The following is a 1,143-nucleotide window of genomic DNA, read 5'->3' on the forward strand; positions in this document are numbered from 1 at the left end:
GCCGGAAACGCGACAAATACCATAATTAATGGTGGCACACAGAATATAAATAATCATGGTATTGCCACGGGAACCAATATCAACAGCGGAACACAAAATATCAAGAGCGGCGGGAAAGCTGACACGACAAATATCTCCTCCGGGAGCCGGCAGGTTGTTGAGAAAGATGGTACGGCAACTGGCAGCAATATTAGCGCCGGAGGCTCGCTGATTGTCTATACCGGTGGTATCGCACATGGGGTTAACCAGGAGACGGGCAGTGCTTTAGTTGCCAACACGGGCGCAGGGACTGATATTGAAGGATACAACAAGCTCTCTCACTTCACTATTACCGGAGGGGAGGCTAATTATGTTGTGCTGGAAAATACCGGCGAACTGACGGTAGTGGCTAAAACCACGGCGAAAAATACTACCGTTGATGCTGGCGGTAAGCTGATTGTCCAGAAGGAGGCTAAAACAGATACCACCAGACTTAATAATGGTGGCGTTCTGGAGGTTCAGGACGGTGGTGAGGCTAAGCATGTTGAGCAACAATCCGGCGGCGCATTAATTGCTTCCACGACTTCCGGAACACTTATCGAAGGAACCAACAGTTTTGGTGATGCTTTCTACATCAGGAATTCAGAAGCTAAAAATGTAGTGCTGGAAAACGCTGGCTCATTAACAGTCGTTACTGGTTCCCGGGCAGTTGATACGATTATTAATGCCAACGGCAAAATGGATGTTTATGGAAAAGATGTTGGTACTGTACTCAATAGTGCGGGCACCCAAACAATATATGCCAGTGCCACTTCTGATAAAGCAAATATCAAAGGTGGCAAGCAAACGGTATATGGTTTAGCCACTGAGGCAAATATCGAAAGTGGTGAACAAATTGTTGATGGTGGGTCAACAGATAAAACGCACATCAAAGGCGGCACGCAAACCGTTCAGAATTATGGTAAGGCGATCAATACCGATATCGTCTCTGGCCTGCAACAAATTATGGCAAACGGGACAACGGAAGGTTCCATTATTAATGGCGGTTCACAGGTAGTTAATGAGGGCGGTCTGGCTGAAAACTCGGTACTTAATGACGGCGGCACACTCGATGTGCGGGAGAAAGGCAGCGCTACGGGGATACAGCAGAGTAGCCAGGGCGCG

At 47.9% G+C, this 1,143-nt stretch carries 1 protein-coding gene; it reads left to right on the forward strand.

What is annotated here, in order from left to right; translation table 11 throughout:
- A partial coding sequence (locus BGE37_RS24725; protein WP_198598480.1) for an AIDA repeat-containing protein occupies positions 1 to 1,143 on the forward strand: 1,143 nt, incomplete at both ends.

This window comes from Escherichia sp. MOD1-EC6300 (genome assembly GCF_002965045.1).
Classification (GTDB): Bacteria; Pseudomonadota; Gammaproteobacteria; order Enterobacterales; family Enterobacteriaceae; genus Escherichia; species Escherichia coli_F.